This is a genomic window from Streptomyces sp. NPDC020731 (genome assembly GCF_044334705.1).
Classification (GTDB): Bacteria; Actinomycetota; Actinomycetes; order Streptomycetales; family Streptomycetaceae; genus Streptomyces.
Genome location: NZ_JBIRTN010000004.1, coordinates 42,436 through 60,412 on the forward strand (window position 1 = coordinate 42,436; position 17,977 = coordinate 60,412).

The 17,977-nt window shown below is 72.2% G+C and carries 20 protein-coding genes and 2 pseudogenes; 11 read left to right on the forward strand and 11 right to left on the reverse strand.

Going from position 1 to position 17,977, the window contains the following annotated elements; all coding sequences use genetic code 11:
- Positions 1-52: 52 nt before the first annotated feature.
- A complete protein-coding gene (locus ACH4VX_RS07195; RefSeq protein ID WP_398366675.1) occupies positions 53-283 on the forward strand; it encodes a hypothetical protein in 231 nt (76 codons plus the stop codon).
- Here the strand turns inward: ACH4VX_RS07195 and ACH4VX_RS07200 are convergent.
- Positions 240-605 (reverse strand): DoxX family protein, encoded by a 366-nt coding sequence (locus ACH4VX_RS07200; protein WP_398366355.1) that lies wholly within the window; start codon positions 603-605, stop codon positions 240-242. The genes ACH4VX_RS07195 and ACH4VX_RS07200 overlap by 44 nt on opposite strands.
- A gap of 60 nt (positions 606-665) precedes the next feature.
- Here ACH4VX_RS07200 and ACH4VX_RS07205 point away from each other — a divergent pair, with 60 nt between their 5' ends.
- From ACH4VX_RS07205 to ACH4VX_RS07245, 9 genes and pseudogenes are all read left to right on the forward strand, one after another.
- Entirely contained in the window at positions 666-1,547 is an 882-nt protein-coding gene (locus ACH4VX_RS07205; RefSeq protein WP_398366356.1) for a LysR family transcriptional regulator, read from the forward strand.
- A 369-nt stretch (positions 1,548-1,916) separates the two neighbouring features.
- Positions 1,917-2,447: a transposase domain-containing protein gene (locus tag ACH4VX_RS07210; protein WP_398366357.1), complete on the forward strand. Its 531-nt coding sequence runs from the start codon at positions 1,917-1,919 to the stop codon at positions 2,445-2,447.
- Positions 2,341-3,165: a hypothetical protein gene (locus tag ACH4VX_RS07215; RefSeq protein ID WP_398366358.1), complete on the forward strand. Its 825-nt coding sequence runs from the start codon at positions 2,341-2,343 to the stop codon at positions 3,163-3,165. The genes ACH4VX_RS07210 and ACH4VX_RS07215 overlap by 107 nt, the downstream gene beginning before the upstream one ends.
- A gap of 707 nt (positions 3,166-3,872) precedes the next feature.
- Entirely contained in the window at positions 3,873-4,040 is a 168-nt protein-coding gene (locus ACH4VX_RS07220) for a hypothetical protein (RefSeq protein ID WP_398366359.1), read from the forward strand.
- A 51-nt stretch (positions 4,041-4,091) separates the two neighbouring features.
- Positions 4,092-4,886, forward strand: a complete 795-nt coding sequence (locus ACH4VX_RS07225) for an SURF1 family protein (RefSeq protein WP_398366360.1) — start codon at positions 4,092-4,094, stop codon at positions 4,884-4,886.
- A 194-nt stretch (positions 4,887-5,080) separates the two neighbouring features.
- Positions 5,081-5,285, forward strand: a pseudogene (locus ACH4VX_RS07230) (sodium:solute symporter); the annotation flags it as partial.
- Positions 5,286-5,299: 14 nt separating this feature from the next.
- Positions 5,300-5,564, forward strand: a pseudogene (locus ACH4VX_RS07235) (hypothetical protein); the annotation flags it as partial.
- A 59-nt stretch (positions 5,565-5,623) separates the two neighbouring features.
- Positions 5,624-7,405, forward strand: coding sequence for a glycoside hydrolase family 15 protein (locus ACH4VX_RS07240; RefSeq protein ID WP_398366361.1), 1,782 nt, complete (start codon positions 5,624-5,626; stop codon positions 7,403-7,405).
- A gap of 4 nt (positions 7,406-7,409) precedes the next feature.
- Positions 7,410-8,165 (forward strand): SDR family oxidoreductase, encoded by a 756-nt coding sequence (locus tag ACH4VX_RS07245; RefSeq protein ID WP_398366362.1) that lies wholly within the window; start codon positions 7,410-7,412, stop codon positions 8,163-8,165.
- 105 nt (positions 8,166-8,270) lie between these two features.
- On the opposite strand, the gene amaP is transcribed toward ACH4VX_RS07245, so the two are convergent.
- From amaP to ACH4VX_RS07270, 5 genes are read right to left on the reverse strand one after another with little or no spacing between them, the layout of a single operon-like run.
- Positions 8,271-8,849, reverse strand: a complete 579-nt coding sequence (amaP, locus tag ACH4VX_RS07250; RefSeq protein ID WP_398366363.1) for an alkaline shock response membrane anchor protein AmaP — start codon at positions 8,847-8,849, stop codon at positions 8,271-8,273.
- 2 nt (positions 8,850-8,851) lie between these two features.
- Positions 8,852-9,466, reverse strand: coding sequence for a DUF6286 domain-containing protein (locus ACH4VX_RS07255; RefSeq protein WP_398366364.1), 615 nt, complete (start codon positions 9,464-9,466; stop codon positions 8,852-8,854).
- A complete protein-coding gene (locus tag ACH4VX_RS07260; protein WP_398366365.1) occupies positions 9,466-9,843 on the reverse strand; it encodes a hypothetical protein in 378 nt (125 codons plus the stop codon). Before ACH4VX_RS07260 ends, ACH4VX_RS07255 begins: the two co-directional genes overlap by 1 nt.
- A complete protein-coding gene (locus ACH4VX_RS07265) occupies positions 9,840-10,025 on the reverse strand; it encodes a hypothetical protein (protein WP_398366366.1) in 186 nt (61 codons plus the stop codon). Before ACH4VX_RS07265 ends, ACH4VX_RS07260 begins: the two co-directional genes overlap by 4 nt.
- 25 nt (positions 10,026-10,050) lie before the next feature.
- Positions 10,051-10,545, reverse strand: coding sequence for an Asp23/Gls24 family envelope stress response protein (locus tag ACH4VX_RS07270; protein ID WP_398366367.1), 495 nt, complete (start codon positions 10,543-10,545; stop codon positions 10,051-10,053).
- 86 nt (positions 10,546-10,631) lie between these two features.
- Between ACH4VX_RS07270 and ACH4VX_RS07275 the strand changes: the two genes are divergently transcribed.
- Positions 10,632-11,351 carry a nucleopolyhedrovirus P10 family protein gene (locus ACH4VX_RS07275; RefSeq protein WP_398366368.1) on the forward strand — a complete coding sequence of 240 codons (720 nt, stop codon included), beginning with the start codon at positions 10,632-10,634 and terminating at the stop codon, positions 11,349-11,351.
- 150 nt (positions 11,352-11,501) lie between these two features.
- Here ACH4VX_RS07275 and ACH4VX_RS07280 read toward each other — a convergent pair whose 3' ends face one another.
- The 5 genes from ACH4VX_RS07280 to ACH4VX_RS07300 all read right to left on the reverse strand — a co-directional run bounded on the left by ACH4VX_RS07280 (position 11,502) and on the right by ACH4VX_RS07300 (position 17,788).
- Positions 11,502-12,305: an enoyl-CoA hydratase/isomerase family protein gene (locus ACH4VX_RS07280; protein ID WP_398366369.1), complete on the reverse strand. Its 804-nt coding sequence runs from the start codon at positions 12,303-12,305 to the stop codon at positions 11,502-11,504.
- A 106-nt stretch (positions 12,306-12,411) separates the two neighbouring features.
- On the reverse strand, positions 12,412-12,633 hold the full coding sequence (locus ACH4VX_RS07285; protein WP_029385158.1) for a helix-turn-helix domain-containing protein: 222 nt from the start codon (positions 12,631-12,633) through the stop codon (positions 12,412-12,414).
- Between the two features lie 355 nt (positions 12,634-12,988).
- Entirely contained in the window at positions 12,989-14,587 is a 1,599-nt protein-coding gene (locus ACH4VX_RS07290) for an ABC-F family ATP-binding cassette domain-containing protein (protein ID WP_398366370.1), read from the reverse strand.
- Between the two features lie 446 nt (positions 14,588-15,033).
- Entirely contained in the window at positions 15,034-16,491 is a 1,458-nt protein-coding gene (locus ACH4VX_RS07295; RefSeq protein ID WP_398366371.1) for a hypothetical protein, read from the reverse strand.
- Positions 16,492-16,660: 169 nt separating this feature from the next.
- A complete protein-coding gene (locus ACH4VX_RS07300) occupies positions 16,661-17,788 on the reverse strand; it encodes an alpha/beta hydrolase (protein WP_398366372.1) in 1,128 nt (375 codons plus the stop codon).
- Positions 17,789-17,977: the final 189 nt, after the last annotated feature.

Here is a 17,977-nt window from a genome sequence, read left to right on the forward strand (position 1 = left end):
CATGTTTCCTGTCGGCCTGGGCCCGACCGGGACCGGCAGAGAGGCCGTCAGCATGCGCGCAAGAGGAATGACCTACGACACCGGATTCGTCGTGCACGGCCAGATATCCCGCGAGCACCTGGACCCCGCGGTGGTCCGGCGCGAGCTCGCCATCATCCGCGACGACCTGCACTGCAACGCGATCCAGATCATCGGCGGTGACCCGGACCGACTGGAGCCGGCCGCCGGTGCCGCCGCCATCAGGAGGACACAGCCAAGGCCAACGAGGCGACGGCGGTGGTGAAGTAGAAGCCGGGAAACGCGAGGTTGTAGAGCACACGGGCGCGCAGATGGAAGGCGAGTGCGCCCAGGTAGAGCAGGACGAGACCGCAGGCCGCTGCGACACCGAGGGGACGCAGTGCCGCGTCGAAGAGGCCGAGAAGGAGGCCCGCCGCTCCGGCCAGCTTGAGGGCGGCCAGCCAGGGCAGCCAGGATCGGGGCACACCCACCTGCGCCGAGTTGGCCAGCACGAAGCGCGCCCCGGCGAGGTCGGCTGCGGCGATACCGACGTTGACAGCGGCGGTGAGCAAGGTGACGACGAGGAACGCGAGTTGGGTACCGGTCATGCCTTCAGGGTCCACAGGCGCTTCGGCGCCGTCCAATACCTGCTTCTATAACCTGGTGGCATGGACGTGGACACGCGCCTGCTTCGGTACTTCACCGCAGTGGCGGAGGAGGGCAGCCTGACCGGGGCGGCGCAGAAGCTGTTCGTCTCGCAGCCCTCGCTGACGAAGCAGATCCGGCGCTTGGAGAACAATCTCGGGGTACCGCTCTTCGCGCGTTCGCGGTCCGGGATGGTGCTGACCGAGGCCGGTCGAGAGCTCGCCGCGCGGGTGCCCGCACTGCTGGAGGGATGGGACGAGGCGGTAGAGGCAACAGGCCGGGCGGCGCGGGTGCTGCGCCTGGGCTTCCTGGACGCGGGCGCCGTGGGCGCCGTCCACGAGGTCATCGCCGAGTTCCGCCAGGCGCAGCCCGAGTGGCGGGTGGAACTGCGTCAGTTCGACTGGTCGGACGCGAGTGCCGGCCTGGCCCGGGGCGAAGTGGACGCGGCAGTGGTGCGTTTGCCGTTTCCGGAGCAGGAAGGGCTGAACGTGCGGGAGTTGTTCGCCGAGGAGCGTGGGGTGCTCATGCCGGCTCGACATCCGCTGGCGAACAGCGGGACGGTGGAGTTCCGGGAGCTGTGGGACGAGCCGTTCGTCGCGGCCGGAGCCGAGACCGGAGCCTGGAGGGAGCACTGGCTGGCGGCGCAGGAGCGGGAAGGGCACCCCGTCCGGGTCGGTGCCGTCACCAGCCGGCCCGACGAGTGGCTCGGAGCGGTGGCTGCCGGCTGCGTAGCACTGGCCCCGGCGTCGACGGCCCGTTTCTACTCCCACCCGAACGTGGTGTTCCGTCCAGTCCGCGGGGTCTCACCGAGCCGGGTAGGGCTGGCCCGGCCAAAGGGCCGGACACGCGAGGCGGCGCTGGATGAGCTGCTGGAGGCCATCGCGCGGCGGTTGAGCCGGAGCTGACGACGGGGCCTACAGACCGCCGGCACGCTGCCCGGCCGGATCGGTGCCACTCCCGGCGACAGCCGCGATGAAGGGGCTCGCCCGGCACGAGGGACCCGTGGCGACCGCCTCGGTCGGGTGTGCGTAGGCCAGGACCGTCGACCGCGCCGCCCCGATCGCGCTCAATGTTCGATGAAAATCACTCGGCCTTCCGTTCTGTGCGTGGGTGAGCTGGCGCCTCGGGCAGGAGGAGGGATCTGCCAAGATCCATCGCTCGTGAGGCTCCGTTGCATCGTCAGTCTGCCGTCAGCACACTCCCAGGTATTCTCACCGTCGACGAAGGTGCTCTTGCCCCAGGTCACCTGGGCGAGTTGACCAAGTACCTTCCCTTTGAGCTGGTCGACGCCGTACTGGACGAAACGGGGACGGTCGAGCTGGCGAAGGCGAATTCCGCCGTCACGAGTGGGCGTCTACCTCGTGCCGGCACTGGGCTTGTTCCCGCATCCGGGTCACGCCAAAGTCTGGAACAAGCTGATCGCCGGGCTTACCGGGCTCCTGGTCGTGACGCCTTCGGAGAAGGCCCTCCGTGATCTGCGTCGTCGTCTGGGTGCCGCACCGTTGAAAGCTCTGTTCGAAGTAGTTGCCGGTCCGCTGGCCCAGCCCCGTGCACCGGGGACTCGCTACCGACAGTGGCGCACGGTGGCATCCGACGGATGCAGCTCGATCAAGGTGCCGGACGGGGAGCGTAACTACGCCTGGTTGGGGCGGGTACGCCATTCGACTGGGGATCACGGGTTACCCGACGCTGCGGCTGATGTCGTTGGCCGAGACAGGAACGCGCGGCCTGCTCGGTGCCGCTTTCAGGCCCAAGCGGCACGGCGAGAACTACTACGCCCGGCATCTGCTGCATCTGCTCGGTGACGGCTTCCTCGTTCTGGCCTACCGCGGCTTTGACGACAGGAAGTTCCTCGGCGAGGTCGCCGACACCGGTGCGCAGTTCCTGGTCCGTCTCAGCTCCACCCGGCGCCTGCCGACCGAGGACCGGTTGCCGGACGGCTCGTATCTCACCCGGGTTCGCCACGTCGCGGTCCGTGTCATCGATGCCGAGATCACGGCGAACTGCGTGGGCGGAAGCACAGACCCCGACCGGGCCAGCTTCACCGTGGCCCTTGAAGCGGCGCGCGGCCAACTCATCATCGCACCAACCACGCTGAACGAAGACGCTCTTGTCGGCCGGATCGGCCACGCTGTCCTGACCCAGTTGCTGCCGGCACGTCGCATACGGATCAGTGCACGCAGGGTCAGATGTCCGCTCTTTCGCTACGGCTACGCCAACCCCGAAGAAGGAAGGCCCCTGTCCAGTAGACGTGTCGGCTCACTCGCAATCGCTATCCACTCCATTCGGCCGACGACGCGTGCCCTCGTCTCACGTCGGCCCTCGTCTCACGTCGGCACCCGTCCCAGACTCCTCTCCCACCTCCGAAACCAGGCGAACCGTCCCTGGTTGATCGCGCCTGCGCCGTCTTACGCTCCGAGCCCGGCCGTCGCCGGGGACCTCGCGAACTCGCCCTGGCCGTCAACGCGGACAATGTGCACAGTTTTGCGGTACTGCCGGCCCGCTGGGCCCGGAACGGGCTGATCCACAAGCCACACACCGGCGTCTACGTGCTGCTCGATGAGGCGGCACCCACCGCATCGCCGCCAACTCCGCCGCGTCTCACTCCGGGAACGTCCCAGCTTCAAGGCACACTCGCCGTTCTGCGCTCTGCACCCGACTACTCCTGGACACCTCACGAAGTCACGCCAGCGCTTGGGACCACCAAGGTCAACAGCCTTAACGCTCAAATGGCCAAATGGGCGCGAAGGGCCCTCGCCACTACGACTGGGCCTGGATCGCCGCCGACCACCCGCGCCGATGGCTGCTCATCCGCCGCTCCATCGCCGACCCGAGCGAGATCGCGCACTTCTACGCCTACGCGCCCGAGGGCCGTCCCTGCCCCCTGACCGACCTGGTCGAGATCGCCGGGAGGAGACGGAAGGCGGAGGACGACTTCCAGGACTCGAAATCCACCGTCCCACTCGACCAGACCCAGGTCAGACGCTACCGGGCGTGGAATCCTCGTCGCTCTCAGGGGCGAGCGGAGCCGCCTCCTCAGCGGTCTGGACGGGGGTGGGAGTGGCGCCTTTCCCTTCTTCTGTCTTACTCCCGATGAGAGAGCCGCCGACAGCCTGACCAGTCGCCGGACCGACCGTTGGGAACCGGTCAGTCGGAGAGGTCGCAGACTCCGGGGTGTCCGTGGCAGCTCACCCCTCTCCAATGAGGCACCAATTTCACAGGAGAGGAGAATGCGCGTCTTCGGCTGCTTCTCCTGTGCGATCCACCGCATGGCCCCGATCTGCGAGCACTGCCGGGTGCAGATCATCGGCCAGGGCGTCGAGGCCGACGGTCACTGGTACTGCGGCGCCCACTGCGCCCGCGCGGAGGGAAAGGCGGGGATCGTCGACCGGGTGTGAATGGACGTACCCGCCTGAATGCACCCCGCGACCGAGTTGTACGGTCGTGGGGTGTACCGCTTCCTGTCGTCCCGCCAATGGGTGATCATCACACTGGTCGCCCTGCTTCTCATCCCCACGATGATCAAGCTGGGCATATGGCAGATGGACCGCTACAAGGAGCGCGCCGCCCGGAACCAGCTGGTCGCCGACGCACTGGCCGCCGATCCGGTGCCCGTGGAGTGGCTGGCCGCTCCCGGACGCGCCGTGACGCGCACCGAGCGGTACCGCACCGTGACCGCCGAGGGGCAATTCGACACCGATGCCGAGGTCGTCGTCCGCCGTCGTACCAACGCCGACGACCGGGTCGGCTTCCACGTCCTCACCCCCTTCGTCCTCACCGACGGCAAGGTCCTGCTCGTCAACCGGGGCTGGATCCCCGGAGAGACGGGCCAGACCGCGTTCCCGGAGGTCCCCGCGCCGCCGCGCGGCGAGATCACGATCAAGGGCCGGCTGATGCCGGACGAGACGACCGAGGCGAGCGGCATCAAGGACCTGAAGGGTCTGCCGGACCGGCAGATCATGCTGATCAACAGCGAGCAGGAGGCGGAGCGCCTCGATGCCCGGGTGCTCGGCGGCTATGTGGCGCAGACGGCGCCCGAACCGAAGGACGGCACCCCGGAGCGGCTCGGGAACCCCGGCAAGGAGAACTCGGCGCTGAACTACGCGTACGCCGTCCAGTGGTGGTTGTTCGCGGCGGCCGTGCCGGTCGGCTGGTTCGTGCTGGTCCGCCGCGAGGCCCGGGAGCGGGTCCGGGCGGCGGCCGAGAAGACGGACGCCGAGGAGACGGAGCCGGCGGCGGTGTAGCGGCCCCGGCCGGAGCCGCGTCGTAGCCGGGAATGACCGGTCCGTGCTGTGACCTGCGCTTCTCTCCCGGTTCGGGGCGGTCTGTGCGAGAGTGCCGCGGCGTACCGGATGGATGTCCCACCGGTCTGTTGTCATCCGGAGGGGCCGTGCTCGCAACTCTCCCCGAGGGCACAGCACACCAAGGACGGTGACGCATGGCCGATGGAGCCATGACCGCGACGTTCCTCGCCGTGATCGGCGGGGCGTCGCTGCTCGCCGATCACCGCGCGACGGCTGCGGCCGAGCGAGAGGCTGCCCCAGCTGGAGGGCTGGGCGCCGGCCGACCGGAGCCTCGGCGCCGGCTGGACCTGGCTGCTCGGCGGGGTGTGGATCCTGCAGATCTTCCCGGCGGTGGCGGTCGGTCTGTACACGCGGTGCGCGACCGGACCGAGCCGCGTCCGCCGGGCGCGGACCGCACCGAACGCGAACTGCGCGATGCCCTCCAGGCCCTGGCCGGCGGGGTGCTGTCCGACGCCTACCGCACCGCGTGCGGCGAGTGGCTGCGCCGCGAACGCCGGCGGCGGCTCGTCCTCGCCGTGCTCGTCGCCGTCGCCCTCGCTGATCGGTATGCGGGTGCTCAACCAGGCCCCCTCGGACCCCGGTGTCATCTTCTGCGGCGACGGCGCGTCGGCCGACGGTCCGTCACTCCCCGGCTCCAGCCCTGATTGCCGCCCCCGACTGCCGGGAACCCGCATCCCGTGCACCGTATCGAGGACTACGCGCTCATCGGCGACGAACAGACCGCTGCCCTGGTGGGCACGGACGGCTCGGTCGACTGGCTCTGCCTGCCCCGCTTCGACTCGGCGGCCTGCTTCGCGCGGCTGCTCGGGGACGAGAACAACGGGCACTGGCGGATCGCGCCGGCCGGCGCGGACCGGTGCGCCCGCCGCTCCTACCGCGAGGACACACTGGTCCTGGACACCGAGTGGGAGACCCTCGAGGGGGCGGTACTGGTCACCGACCTGATGCCGCAGCGCCACCGCGCGCCCGACCTGGTGCGGATCGTGCAGGGTGTACGGGGTGAGGTGACCGTGCGCAGCACGCTGCGGCTGCGCTTCGACTACGGCTCGGTCGTGCCGTGGGTGCGCAAGGCGGACGGCCACCGGGTGGCGGTGGCCGGGCCGGACTCGGCGTGGTTGCGCAGCGTCCCGGACGTGGACACCTGGGGCGAGGACCGGCGCACCGTCTCCGAGTTCACGGTGCGGGAGGGCGAGCGGGTCGCGTTCGTGCTCACCTGGCACCCCTCCCACGAGCCGCGGCCCCCGCTGGTCGACCCGTACTCCTCGCTGCGGCACAGCGTCACGGACTGGCGCGCCTGGGCGGCCCAGTGCCGTTACGACGGTCCGCACCGGGACGCGGTCGTCCGGTCACTGATCACCCTCAAGGCGCTCACCTACCGCCCCACCGGCGGCATCGTCGCCGCGCCCACCACCTCGCTGCCGGAGGAGCCGGGCGGGGTACGCAACTGGGACTACCGCTTCTGCTGGCTGCGCGACTCCACCCTGACCCTGAACGCGCTGCTGGCCGCCGGGTTCCAGGACGAGGCGGAGGCCTGGCACAACTGGCTGCTCCGCGCGGTCGCGGGCGATCCGGCGGACCTGCAGATCATGTACGGGCTCGCGGGAGAGCGGCGGCTGCCGGAGTTCGAACTGCCGTGGCTGTCCGGTTTCGGCGGCGCCGCGCCCGTACGGATCGGCAACGACGCCGTGAACCAGCTCCAGCTGGACGTGTACGGCGAGGTCATGGACTCCCTGGCGCTGGCGCGGAGTTCGGGGCTGTCCGCGCAGCCGGACGTGTGGGCGTTGCAGTCGGTGCTGATGGACTTCCTGCGCACGGCGTGGCGACAGCCGGACGAGGGGCTGTGGGAGGTGCGCGGCGGCCGGCGCCACTTCGTGCACTCCAAGGTGATGGTGTGGGTGGCCGCCGACCGCGCGGTGCGCACGCTGGAGGACGACCCGGACCTGGACGGGGACCTGGACGGCTGGCGGGCGCTGCGCGACGAGGTGCACCGGGAGGTGTGCGCGAAGGGCTACGACCCCGCGCGGAACACGTTCACGCAGTCGTACGGCTCGCGTGAACTCGACGCCGCGCTGCTGCTGATCCCCCGGGTGGGTTTTCTGCCGCCCGACGATCCCCGGGTGCTCGGCACCATCGACGCGGTCCACGCGGAGCTGGGACAGAACGGGTTCCTGCACCGTTACACCCCGGATGCCACGGCCGTCGACGGACTGCCCGGTCAGGAGGGCACGTTCCTGGTGTGTTCGTTCTGGCTCGCGGACGCCCTGCACATGACCGGCAGGACGAAGGAGGCGCGCGCGCTGTTCGAGCGGCTGATGGGACTCGCCAACGACGTGGGTCTGCTGTCGGAGGAGTACGACCCGGTGAGCGGGCGGCTGATGGGCAACTTCCCGCAGGCGTTCAGCCACATCGGCCTGGTGAACACCGCCCTCGCCCTGTTCGGCGGCGAGGGGGCAGGATAGGACCATGGATCTTGGACTGAAGGACCGGGTGTACGTCGTCACCGGGGCGACCCGCGGGCTGGGCAACGCCTCCGCGCGGGAGCTCGTCGCCGACGGCGCGAAGGTGGTCGTCACGGGGCGGGAGGAGAAGTCCGTCGCTCAGGCGGCGTCCGCGCTGGGGCCGGACGCGGTCGGGGTGGCCGTCGACAACGCCGACCCCGAGGCGCCGGCGCGGCTGATCGCCACCGCGCGGGAGCGGTTCGGGCGCTTCGACGGCATCCTCGTCAGCGTGGGCGGGCCGCCGCCGGGGTTCGTCGCCGACACCACCGACGAGCAGTGGCAGGCGGCGTTCGAGTCGGTGTTCCTGGGGGCGGTGCGGATGGCTCGGGCGGCCGCGGCGGAGTTGGGCGAGGGGGGTGTCATCGGGTTCGTGCTGTCGGGGTCGGTGCACGAGCCGATTCCCGGGCTGACCATCTCCAACGGGCTGCGGCCGGGGCTGGCCGGGTTCGCGAAGTCGCTGGCGGACGAGTTGGGGCCGCGGGGAATTCGGGTGGTGGGGCTGCTTCCCGGGCGTATCGATACGGATCGGGTGCGGGAGCTGGATGCCCTGTCCGCCGATCCGGAGGCTACCCGGCGGGCGGCGGAGTCGCGGATTCCGTTGCGGCGGTACGGGAGCCCTGCGGAGTTCGGGCGTGCGGCGGCGTTCCTGCTGTCGCCGGCGGCGTCCTACCTGTCCGGGGTGATGGTGCCGGTGGACGGCGGGGTGCGGCACGGGTTCTGACGCCTCGCGGGTCCGGTGGGTGCGCTGTTCCGGTGCGGGAGGAACCCCCACCGCCCACCCGTGCCGCCCTGCGGCACGATTGCCCGCGGTGAGCCGGGGCACGGGTCAGGTCACTCGTTCGGGGCCGTGTTTGACGGTGTGCAGGCGGGCCTCCGTGGGGAGGGCGGCGAGGCCCGCGGAGTCCCGGGCGTGGGTGAGGGGGCCCTTCTCCAGGGATCGCAGGGTGGTTCCGGGGTCGATGTGGGGTCGCAGACGGAGGAGTATCCGGGTTCTGGGGGTGCCTCGGCGGCCGGTGAGGAGGACGTGGGCCCGGGCTACGCCGTCCAGGTGGCTCACCTCCTCGGCGAGGGCCTGTTCCAGGGCACTTCCGCGCAGTGACGCGCCCTCGTCGTCACCGGTGTCGAGCAGCACCTCGGTCAGTCGCCGCCGGCGCAGCACCGCGAGCAGCCACCACAGGGAGAGCAGGACCAGGACGGCGAGAACGGCGATGACGGCCGGCCACCACCAGCCGTCGTCCCGCCACCGGGTCCGCTCGGCCTCGTCCAGCAGCACATCGTGCCGCCCGTCGTGCGGCCACCAGGAAGGCGCCGGCGCCCCCAGCCCGATCGCCAGCACGGACCCGCCGAGGACGACCAGCACCAGCCCCACGACCCCGAGCAGCACCCGGTTGACACCCTTGAGCACCCCTACCGCCCCTTCCGGCCGGGCCGCCGCACGCGCAGCGACAGCGAGGGCGGCCGGACCAGGCCGAGCCCCTCCACGGCGTCGTCGAGCACCACGGTCAAGTCGGCCCGTACGTCGTCCAGTTCACGGAAGTGCGACACCGCGCGGACGTCCGCGCGGGCGCGTTTCACCCTGACCCGCACCGACCGTACGCCGGCCACCTCCAGGGCCCGGTCCCGCAGCACCATGGCGGCGGCGTCCCGGTGCAGTCCCGCGCGGACGCCGGGATCCGTGGGGCGCATCGGGAGCAGGGCGCGCAGACCGGGTGTCAGGGCGAGCAGCAGCAGCCAGAGTCCGAGGGCGGTGGCGACACCCGCTCCGGTCAGCACCCAGATGTCGTCCAGGGGCCGTTCGGCGAGTTGCCGGGCCAGTTCCCGGCGCCAGCCCAGCGCGGAGCGGTGGGCCCGCACGGCGGCGACGTCGTACAGGAAAGCGCCCGTGATCAACAGGGTCAGCAGCGCGACCAGACCCGCGGGGGCCCGGCGGGCCGACCAGAAGCGCCGGTGCCCCCCGGAGCCGCCGGGCACGTCCGCGGGCGGCGGGTCCTGCTCCGGGACCGTGCCCTCGGGATCGCTCATCACGACCTCCCCCGAGCCGCTTCCGGCGCGGCCGTCAGGTGCAGCCGTTCGACCAGGACGACGACCTCCGGCACACGCATCCCCGCCAGGGCGCGCACCCGGGCGACCACCTGGCTCCGCACCCGCGCGCACCGTCCGCCGATGTCACCGGGGTAGTCGAGTTCGACGTGCACCCGGACCCGGACGGCCTCATGGCGTACCACCACCGTGGCGCTCGGCGGGGCGGCGCCCGGCGGCAGGGGGCCGACCGCCTCGCGGGCCGCCTGCGAGGCGATCTTCGCGACCACCCGGTCGGCGATCCTGGTCGCCCCGCGCTCACCCGGCGCGACGGCGGCCGCCCCCCGGCCGGGCCCTGCGATCGTGCTCACCGCCGTCACCGCCGCCGTTCGTCACGGGGACGGAAGAAGTCGCCGGGTTCCAGGTCTCCATCGAGGAACCGCCCGACGACGAACCCGACGGCGCCCAGGGCCGCCACCAGCAGGAAAGCTCCGAATCCGCCGAAGTATCCGGCGAAGCCCAACGCCATGCCGGCGATCATGCCGACCACGGCCGTGTTCATGGTGCGCTCCTCCGCTCGCCGAGCCTCACTGAAGGCGGGTCTCCGGTTCCTCGTCCTCCTCCTCGGGCAGCTTCACATCGCTCACCGCGATGTTGACCTCGACGACCTCCAGGCCGGTCATCCGCTCGACCGCCGCGATGACGTTCTCCCGTACGGCCCTGGCGACGTCGGCGATGGACACGCCGTAGTCGATGATGATCTCCAGGTCGAGCGCGGTCTGCAATTCGCCGACCTCGGCCTTCACACCGCGCGTCACCGACTTCGAGCCGCCGGGCACCCGGTCGCGTACGGCGCCGAAGGTCCGTGACAGGCCGCTGCCCATGGTGTGCACGCCGAGCACGTCCCGCGCGGCCAGCCCCGCGATCTTCTCCACGACACCGTCGGCGATGGTGGTACGGCCACGGGTCGCGGGGTCACCTCCGCCGCGCCGGGTTCCCTGGCTCTTGCGGGGGGTGGTCTCCAAGAGGTTCTTCTCCGGGTCGGGGGCCCGTACCGGGCCTCCCTCGGTCATGTCGGTCATCGCCGTGCGTCCCTTCGATCGTCCTCCTTCGACCACGGTATGCGCGGTTGCCCGCTACCGCGCCGTAGATGCGTCAGGCTGGAGGAATGACGGCGGACCGGTGGACTCGGGCGGTGCGGCACCAGGTGGGGCTGGGCAGGATCCTGCCCCTGGGGGGACCGCGCGACGGCGCGTGGATCGCGGAGGGGGCGGCGGAGACGGTCCTGCGGCGCGCGGTGGTACGGGACGTGCCGGGCGTACGCCTGGACGGTGTGCGGATCGGGCTCGCCGATCCCGAGGGGGCGGGCGAGTCCGTCGTGCCGGCTCCGGCGAGCGCGCTGCCGCCGGGGGCGTTGCGGCTGACCGTCGAGTTCGCGGCCACGGCGGCACGGCCGCTGCCGGTGACGGCGTCGCGTCTGCGTGCGGTGCTGGCGGAGGTGGCGCCGGAGCGGATCGGGCTGACCGTCACGGAGGTGGATCTGCGGGTGACGGAGTTGCTGGACGCGGAGCCGGAGCCGGTGCCGGTTGCGGAGCCTGTGCGGGAGTCGGGACCCGAGCCGTCGGATTCCGGCTCCGAGGCGGGTCGTGTCGCGGTGGCGGCGCGCGCCGTGCCGGGGGTGAGCCGGTTGACGGGCGCGCTGGGCCGCTCCGTGCACCTGGCTGAACACCCGGGTGGCACCAGCCTGCCCCGCCGCCACGCGCGGGTGGACCTCGCGGTTTTGGCGGATGCCCGGCCTCTGGACGTGGCCCGGGGCGTTCGTTCAGCGGTGGCGTCCGCTCTGCCGGGTGGGCCCACGGTGGCCGTGCTGATCACAGCGGTCGACTGACCGGGGTGGTCCGCTGGGGTGGGGTGTTCGCGCAGCCCGGCACTTGCGGGGTGCCGTCGCGCCCACCCGTGCCGCCCAAGCGGCACGACTGCCCGCGGGAGCGAAGGCATGGAGGCACGACTGCCCGCGGGTACGACGGAGAGCGGCGGGTTATTCGCCCAGGCCGGCCAGGTCGCGCAGGCGGCGGGACTGGGCTGCTCGTTCGGCGGTGCGTTGGTCGTCGTAGGTGCGGGTCAGGGCGCCGCGGAGCAGGGACTTGGTTTCGATGACGGCGTCGCGGGGGGCGGCCAGCAGGGCCGCGACGAGGTCCTGGACCGTCGCGTCCAGTTCGGCCACGGGCACGGCGACGTTGGCCAGGCCGGTGTTCACGGACTCCTCGGCCGTGACGAAGCGCCCGGTCGCGCAGATCTCCAGCGCCCGGGCGTAGCCGACGAGGCCGACCAGCGGATGCGTACCGGTCAGGTCGGGGACGAGGCCGAGGCTGGTCTCGCGCATGGCGAACTGCACGTCGTCCGCGACGACGCGCAGGTCACAGGCGAGGGCCAGCTGGAACCCGGCCCCGATGGCGTGTCCCTGGACGACCGCGACGGACACGATGTCGCTGCGCCGCCACCAGGTGAACGCCTCCTGGTACTCGGCGATGGTCGCGTCCAGCGCGGCGTCGTCGCGACGCGCCAGGTCGATGAACGACGGCTCGCCCTCGATTCCCTCGGGCGTGAACATCTGCCGGTCGAGCCCGGCGGAGAAGGACTTGCCCTCACCGCGCAGCACCACGACCCGGACGGAGCCGGGCAGCAGCCGGCCCGCCTCGGTCAGCGCCCGCCACAGAGCGGGGCTCTGCGCGTTGCGCTTGGCCGGGTTGGTCAGCGTCACCGTGGCGATCGCGTCGTCGACGGTGAGCCGTACGCCGTCCTTGTCGAGTACGGGACCGAGGTTCTGGGCGGACGAAGCCATGGGGCGCCTCCGATGGGTGCGGTCATCCAAGTGACTGCACAGTAACCACCCGGCCGGTCAGTCGGCCGACCGGGTGGCCACCATCGGGTTCTCGGGGCGCCCGGGGTCAGGCCGAAGGGGCCTTTTTGCCCCGTGTCGCCCCGCCACGCCCTCGCAGCGTGACGCCCGACTCGCTGAGCATGCGGTGCACAAAGCCATACGAGCGGCCGGTCTCCTCGGCCAACGCCCGGATGCTCGCACCGGCGTCGTACTTCTTCTTCAGGTCTGCCGCGAGCTTGTCGCGCGCGGCGCCGGTCACCCGGCTGCCCTTCTTCAGAGTCTCGGCCACCCGTGCCTCCTCATGGGAAGTGCGCTCTGGTCTCCTCATGATCACCCCTCCCGGCCCTCATGGCCACCCATTCGGCAAGGTCCGTGAGACAAGGTTGTGACGACGGGAGTGCGTCCCCACATACGGAATCAAATATTCCGCGATGTGCCGGCGGTGCCTCCGAACGGGTTCTTCCACGAAGTGCCAGGTCAGAAAGGCGTAACGGCCGAGCCCCGGTTCGCCGGGGGCTCGGCCGCGAAATCCGTGTAGGACACACTTCGGGATGAGGAGATCTCACACGAATGATGGATCACCGATGGGCCGAATGATCCATACGCGGTGGATCACACCTTCGATCAACCCCGGCTGACGTCTCTCAGGCGAGGGCGACCAGGTCCGCGTAGTCGGCGCCCCACAGGTCCTCGACGCCGTCCGGCAGCAGGATGATCCGCTCCGGCTGGAGCGCCTCGACGGCACCCTCGTCGTGCGTGACGAGGACGACCGCGCCCTTGTACGTGCGCAGCGCGCCGAGGATCTCCTCGCGGCTGGCCGGGTCGAGGTTGTTGGTGGGCTCGTCGAGGAGCAGCACGTTGGCCGAGGAGACCACGAGGGTCGCCAGCGCCAGACGGGTCTTCTCGCCGCCGGAGAGGACACCGGCCGGCTTGTCGACGTCGTCGCCGGAGAACAGGAACGAGCCGAGCGTCTTGCGGACCTCGACGAGGTCGAGGTCGGGGGCGGCGGAGCGCATGTTCTCCAGGACCGTGCGCTCCGGGTCGAGGGTCTCGTGCTCCTGCGCGTAGTAGCCCAGCTTGAGGCCGTGACCCTCGATGACCCGGCCGGTGTCGGGCTTCTCGGCGCCGCCGAGGAGACGGAGCAGGGTGGTCTTGCCCGCGCCGTTGAGGCCGAGGATGACGACGCGGGAACCCTTGTCGATGGCCAGGTCGACGTCGGTGAAGATCTCCAGCGAGCCGTAGGACTTCGACAGTCCCTCCGCCATGAGCGGGGTCTTGCCGCACGGGGACGGCTCGGGGAAGCGCAGCTTGGCGACCTTGTCGGACTTCCGCTCGGCCTCCAGGCCGGCCAGCAGCTTGTCCGCCCGGCGGGCCATGTTCTGCGCGGCGACGGTCTTGGTGGCCTTGGCGCGCATCTTGTCGGCCTGCGAATGCAGCGCGGACGCCTTCTTCTCGGCGTTCTGCCGCTCGCGCTTGCGACGCTTCTCGTCCGCCTCGCGCTGCTGCTGGTAGAGCTTCCAGCCCATGTTGTAGACGTCGATCTGCGCGCGGTTGGCGTCCAGGTAGAACACCTTGTTCACGACCGTCTCGACCAGGTCGACGTCGTGGGAGATCACGATGAAGCCGCCGCGGTAGGACCTGAGGTAGTCGCGCAGCCAGACGATCGAGTCGGCGTCGAGGTGGTTGGTCGGCTCGTCGAGCAGCAGGGTGTCCGCGTCGGAGAACAGGATCCTGGCGAGCTCGACGCGGCGGCGCTGACCGCCGGAGAGGGTGTGCAGGGGCTGGCCGAGCACGCGGTCGGGCAGGTTCAGCGCGGCGGCGATGGTGGCGGCCTCGGCCTCGGCGGCGTACCCGCCCTTGGTGAGGAACTCGGTCTCCTGGCGCTCGTACTGCTTGAGCGCCTTCTCGCGGGTGGCGCCCTGGCCGTTGGCGATGCGCTGCTCGTTGTCGCGCATCTTGCGGATCAGTGCGTCGAGACCGCGGGCGGAGAGGATGCGGTCACGGGCGAGGACGTCGAGGTCGCCGGTGCGCGGGTCCTGGGGCAGGTAGCCGACCTCGCCGGAGCGGGTGACGGTACCGCCGGCGGGGATGCCCTGGCCGGCGAGGACCTTGGTGAGGGTGGTCTTGCCTGCGCCGTTGCGGCCGACGAGGCCGATGCGGTCGCCCTTGGCGACGCGGAAGGTGGCGCTTTCGATGAGGACACGGGCACCGGCGCGCAGCTCGATGCCGGAGGCGGAGATCACGGACAGACTCCAGGGCAGGTATGGGGTGGCGGTGGGCGGCTGAGGACGTTCCCGCCGTCTAATGCGCGAGGAGAATGGCCATACGAGCCATTCTAACGGGGCCGTGCAACCACTTTTCCGGGCGCGGGTGTGCCCGGCGGTCGTCGGCGGCCGGCGCCGGGCCGGGCGGCTCACGGAGGCTCTCGGCCTCACGGAGCCGTCGGTGCGCGGGCGGGGACGGCACGGTGGTGCGCGCCGAGCCGGCGCGGGGCGACGGCGTGGTGCCGCCGGGCACGAAGGGGCGCGGCGGGGTGAAGGGCGCGGGTCCGGCCGGTGGTGTACGCCGTCGTGGACGACGCCGACGCGCACCACCGGCGGACCAGGACCACGGGCTTCCGCGGCCTCGGCGGCATCTGAGGCTTCGGCGCGTACGCGCCCGGGACGGGAACCCGGAACCCGGAACCCGGTCAGCCGCCGGTGTGGACCTGGAAGGCGGCTCGGCGGACCGCCTTGGCCAGGGCCGGGTCGGGGTGGGCGGCGGCCAGGGCGACCAGGACCTGGACGGTGCGCGGGTGGCCGACGGCGCGTACCTCGGTGAGCAGCGCGGGGACGGTCGGCTGGACCGCGGACTCCAGATGGCGGACCAGCAGCGGGGCCTCGCCGTGGTCGGCGACGGCGGCCGCGGTGTCCACCCACAGCCAGGTGGCCTCCTCGCGGGTGAGGACCTCGTGGGCGTCCTCGGGGTCGGCGCCGTCGTGCTCGGCGAGCCACAGCAGGGCGTACGGCCGCAGCGTCGGCTCGTCGAGCACGGCGCGGACCTCGGGCTCGGCCGGGGAGCCGACCACGCGCAGCGCCTCGAAGGCGAGGCCGCGCAGCAGGGCGTCCTCGCCCCGGGCGGCGTCGATCAGCTCCGTGACGGCGCTGCCGACCGGCCTGGCGGCGAGCCAGGCGCGGTATTCGGCGCGGGCCGCGTTGGGGCGCAGCTGGGCGCAGCCGCGCAGCATGTCCTCGGCACCCTGCTCGATGTTCCCGGCGGGGCTCTGCGCGGCGACGCAGATCTGCTCCAGCTTGACCCACACCGCCCAGCTGCCGAGCGGGGTGAGCGTGGCCTGTCCGTCGCCGTAGGTGAGGGCGCCGACGGAGGCGAGGGCACGCAGCGCCCAGTCGAGCAGCGGCTCGAGGGGGGCGTCGGCGGCGGCCGGCCCGGCGAGCGCGGGGCGGGGCCGCTGAAGCGGCACCCTGGGTCTGAGTTCCCGGCCGGACCCGGAGCCGGGCTCGGGCTGCGGGGTGTAGTCGACCTCGCAGCGTTCCGTGCGGAGTTCGGTGACTCGTTGTTGGAGGAGGTCGAGGAGCTGGGGTACGGGCACCGGGCCGGCGGAGAGCTGGAGGAAGGAGAGGACCTGCGGCATGGCCGTGACGGCCTCGGCGACGGCGGCGGCCTCGTACTCCTCGGGTTCCGGGTGGGCGAGCGACCAGGCGTCGCAGAGGGCGACCCAGCCGCGCAGCACGGCACTGTCGTCGCGGTCCCAGGCGCGCAGCCGCCAGCCCGGGCGGGCGCTGTCGCCGTGCACCTCGATGAGGCCGGCCAGGCGGGCGGTGTCCCAGTCGGCGCGGACCTGAGCGGGGGTCAGGCCCAGAGCACAGGCCGCCCGTTCGGCGGTCGCGTCGGAGAGGGTGGCCTTGCCGTCGGCGGTGGCGCTGTCCCCGCCGGGGCCGAGGGCGGCGTCGGCCCAGCGGGCGACGCGGGCCGCGGCGGCCAGACCGGAGCGTGCCATTCTGGCCAGCTCCGCCGGTGCCGGCGTGCCCTCCGGGGGTCGTGGCGCGGGGCGGCGCGAGCGCCGCTGGTTGACCGCTGTGGGGGCGGCGGCCAGGGGTCGCGGGCGGACGAGTCGGAGCCTGGAGTCGCGCGGGATACGGGACGTCACGGGTGCAGTCTTCCGGTTGACGGTCCGAAAACCCAAACGGAATGCCGACGGGAACGCCCAGGCGGCTCGCGTCTCGGCCCCGGACGCGGTCGGAGGGAGGGATTCAGGCCACTGGTACGGCCTTAAACGGAATCCCCGGCACCGGCTGTCCGGCGCTCCCTCCGCGCGGTCACATCAGGGGCGTGAGGAAGCGCCGCAGCGCCTCTTCGTAGGCCCCCGGGTCGGCGTTCCACATCGCGCCGTGCGGGGCGTCCCTGACGGCGTGCAGGGTGATGGTGTTCGGGTGGTCGGCGGCGAGGCGGCGGGAGAACCGCCAGGGCGCCACCGTGTCGTCGGGGCCGTGGAAGATCTGCGTGGGGACCGCGATCCGGTCCAGGTGGACGGCGCCGGGCCTGCGGTCGCCGTACAGGCCCGTGCGTCCCTGGGCGGCGCGGACCGCGAGCGGCAGCAGCGCGCCCGGGGTGTGCCGGGCCCTGGCGAGGGCGCGCAGGGTCGCCTCCCAGCTGAGCACCGGGGAGTCCAGGACGATACCGGCGACGCGTGCGCGTACCTCGGAGCGGGCGGCGGCGCGCAGCGCCATGGTCGCGCCGGTGGACCAGCCGTACAGGACGACCTGCCGGGCGCCGGAGTCCACGGCGTGGTGGAGCGCCGCGTCGAGATCGCGCCACTCCGTCTCGCCGAGGTGGCTGAGGCCGTCCGGGGAGCGCGGCGCGCCGGGGTCTCCCCGGTGGGCGGGGGCGAGCACCGGGAAGCGGTGGCGGTGCAGGAACTCCATGAGGTTCATGGTGTGTTCCCGGGTGGTGCCGAGGCCGTGGACGGCGATCACCCAGGTGTCCCGGGCACCCGGCACGAACCATGCGGGCAGCGGTCCGAGTTCGCCGGGGATGTCGAGACCGGTGTGGTCCAGGCCGAGGGCGCTGCCCGGGTCGCCGACGTACAGGTTCGGGGTGAGCCAGGCACGGTCGCCGGGCTCCAGGGTGCCGTACGTGACGCGTTCGAGGCGGCGTACGACGGTGTCGGCGGAGTCCGGGGGGCCGGGCAGCACGGGTCCGACGACCGCGTGGAAGCCGTCACCGGCGAGACCGTGACGTCCGGGCCGCAGCGTGGCGAGATCCCTGGTGAGGGCGACCTGGCCGGCGGCGGTGGCGTGGACGGTGAGTCCGGGTTCGGTGGGCAGGGGCCCGCCCGGGGGCGTCCTGAGCGCGGCGTCGCTGGCGAACCGGCCGACGGCCACCGCGGCGGCGCCGGCCCCTATCACGGCGGTGACGGCAGCGGCCGTCGCTCTGGCAGTGCGCACGTTCTCCAGTGTCATGTCGGAACGTGTACCCGGCCAGCGGACACGGCACAGCCGGCCTGCGCCCGCACATCTCCCGTCCGTGGGGCGCGGTCACGCGGGCGTGGGGTCGCCGGGGTGGGGTTCTCGCCCCCGCCGCCCCTCCCCCTCCCGCCCCTGGGGCCTGCGCCCCCGGACCCCCTTCCGGCCCCG

Bases quoted from the DNA above. Each gene is read 5' to 3' on its own strand.
- ACH4VX_RS07245 (WP_398366362.1), top strand. From the start codon at position 7,410: ATGGATCTTGGACTGAAGGACCGGGTGTACGTCGTCACCGGGGCGACC.
- ACH4VX_RS07220 (WP_398366359.1), top strand. From the start codon at position 3,873: ATGCGCGTCTTCGGCTGCTTCTCCTGTGCGATCCACCGCATGGCCCCG.
- ACH4VX_RS07255 (WP_398366364.1), bottom strand. From the start codon at position 9,466: ATGAGCGATCCCGAGGGCACGGTCCCGGAGCAGGACCCGCCGCCCGCG.
- ACH4VX_RS07275 (WP_398366368.1), top strand. From the start codon at position 10,632: ATGACGGCGGACCGGTGGACTCGGGCGGTGCGGCACCAGGTGGGGCTG.
- ACH4VX_RS07195 (WP_398366675.1), top strand. From the start codon at position 53: ATGCGCGCAAGAGGAATGACCTACGACACCGGATTCGTCGTGCACGGC.
- ACH4VX_RS07205 (WP_398366356.1), top strand. From the start codon at position 666: ATGGACGTGGACACGCGCCTGCTTCGGTACTTCACCGCAGTGGCGGAG.
- ACH4VX_RS07265 (WP_398366366.1), bottom strand. From the start codon at position 10,025: ATGAACACGGCCGTGGTCGGCATGATCGCCGGCATGGCGTTGGGCTTC.
- ACH4VX_RS07200 (WP_398366355.1), bottom strand. From the start codon at position 605: ATGACCGGTACCCAACTCGCGTTCCTCGTCGTCACCTTGCTCACCGCC.
- ACH4VX_RS07215 (WP_398366358.1), top strand. From the start codon at position 2,341: ATGTCGTTGGCCGAGACAGGAACGCGCGGCCTGCTCGGTGCCGCTTTC.
- ACH4VX_RS07270 (WP_398366367.1), bottom strand. From the start codon at position 10,545: ATGACCGACATGACCGAGGGAGGCCCGGTACGGGCCCCCGACCCGGAG.
- ACH4VX_RS07280 (WP_398366369.1), bottom strand. From the start codon at position 12,305: ATGGCTTCGTCCGCCCAGAACCTCGGTCCCGTACTCGACAAGGACGGC.